Annotated in this window: 1 pseudogene; it reads right to left on the bottom strand. The window is 72.3% G+C overall.

Annotated features, from left to right (window positions below):
* Nucleotides 1-2049, bottom strand: a pseudogene (locus tag BLR51_RS27950) (hypothetical protein); the annotation flags it as partial.

Genomic DNA, 2049 nt, shown 5'->3' with positions numbered 1-2049 from the left:
CGGCGCGAGGCGGTATTCGACCGGGCCTGCGGGGGCGCAGGCGGGGGTGCGTATATAAAGGAGCGCTGCGGTCACCGCGCCGTCGAAGTCAGCCGAGGCGGCGAGGCGGAAGTGGGTGTTGCCGGAGGCGGCCACCAGCTCGGCGACGTGCCAGCCGGTGCCGCTGACCGCCGCGCCCTGCTGCAGGGGGCCGCCCGCCAGCTCGGGTGTGAGCGTGCCCGCGACATGCGTGCCGATCTGGAAGGCCACGCGATAGGTGCTGCCCGGGCTCAGGGTCAGCTCCTGGCTGATCACGCCCGCGCTGCCGGACGTATGGCTGGCCTGCCCGCCGCCCACGGTCCAGCCGCTGCCCGCCGTCCAGACGCCGACCTCGTCAAAGCCGCCATCGGCGAGCAGGCTGGCCCGGGTGGCATCGCCATCGACCAGCGTGACCGTGGCGCCGGGGGTGACCGGGCGCGGCTCCCCCAGCGCGTCCGTCTCCGGATCAAAGGCCTCCCCCGCCGCCGTGCGGTAAAGCTGCACCGTGACGGTGGCGGGATCGCTGACCGCCAGAGCCAGCGTGGCATGGCCGAGCCCGCCGCTGACCACGATGCCCTCGGGGTCGAGTGCTGCAGGCACCGGCGCGGCACTGGCGCCGATCACATGCGTGAGCGTGGTGTTATAGGGGCTCTCGTCGCCATCAAAGGCGAGGGCTTTGGCGCGCAGCTGCACCTCCTGCCCCAGCGTATAACCCGCGATCTCGGCCCCGCCCTCGGCGGCGGCGATCTGCAGCGCGGTCCAGCCCGGCGCGCCGGTGAGGCGATGCTCCAGCACGAAGCCCGACAAGAGCCGCAGCTCGCCCGCCGAGGCCCCCAGCAGCACCCGCAGCAGGATCTCGCCGCTCTCCTCGTCCGGCCCACTTTCCAGCCCGCGCCAGACCGGCATCTGCGGCGGGGCACTCAGCTGCGGGATCACCTCGCCGACGATGCTGTCCCAGGCGGGCACCTCCTCGGCCTCGGTGAGATCGTCGATGATCGCAGCCTCCGCCACCAGGGTCAGCCGGGCGGAAAACCCCTCGCCCGGCTCCACATCCACCACCACCATGGGCTCGCTGACCTGCGCCAGCGGGCCGAGAAACACCAGGCTGCCGGGCTCGGGCAGAGGTTCCTCCCCCGCCACCATCAGGCTGTGGCCCTGCCCGGTGACCTTGGCCACCACCGACCGGCCCACCGTATCCTCGGGACCGTCATAAACCCGCCAGCGCAGGCCCCAGTCAGCGGGGCCTTCACCCCCCTCTTCAATGCCCTCTTGCGGCAGTTCCTCGTCGATGACCAGAAACCGGTCCAGCGCCTGCCGCACCCGGGCGGAGATCTGCGTGCGCGCCAGCACGTCCCAGCTCGCCATGACCAGATCGCCGCGCGTCGCCACCCGGGCGGCCCCATCCATGACGCAGGTAAATGTGTCGGGCCGGTGCATCGCCTCGTAAAACCGCCGCCGCCCCTCGCGCCAGATCTCCGCCGGGTCAGTCTTGCCGGGCAGGACCAGCTCCTCGGTCAGCTGCGGCTCCCCCGCCAGCCCCGGGCGCGGGATCACCATCTCGCCGATGTCCCAGCCATTGCTCTCGTCGGCAAAGCTCACCCGCAGCGCGTCGGGCAGATCGGTATAGGCGCGGCTCCAGCGGAAGTCGCGGGTGTTGCGCGGCGAGAGGTGATCGACCACCAGCGCCTGCGGACGATCCACCACCACCGACCAGCGCCGCCCGTCATGGCGCGGGCTGGCGCGCCCGGCCTGCGCGATGGCCCGCAGCGCCTCACCGAGGCTCTCGCCACCCTCATGCACCCGGTCATACTTCAGCCCCTTCGCGGCGCAGAACGCATGCCAGTCCGCCAGCGCCGCCCAGTCCAGACCGCCCGCCGCGACCGGCCAGGGATTGCCCGGCCCGGTCAGCGCCGCGACATAGGCGCTGGCGGGATTGCGCGACAGCCCGGTCTCCCAGGCGCTGCCGGTCCAGTCCGGAGCATGGCGCTGCACCACCGCATTGACCTGATCGAGCTGGCCGGTCAGCTGATG

This window comes from Salipiger marinus, from assembly GCF_900100085.1.
GTDB classification, from domain to species: Bacteria; Pseudomonadota; Alphaproteobacteria; order Rhodobacterales; family Rhodobacteraceae; genus Salipiger; species Salipiger marinus.
Note: the sequence above shows the minus strand (reverse complement) of the source record. Positions and strands in the feature narration are given on the sequence as shown.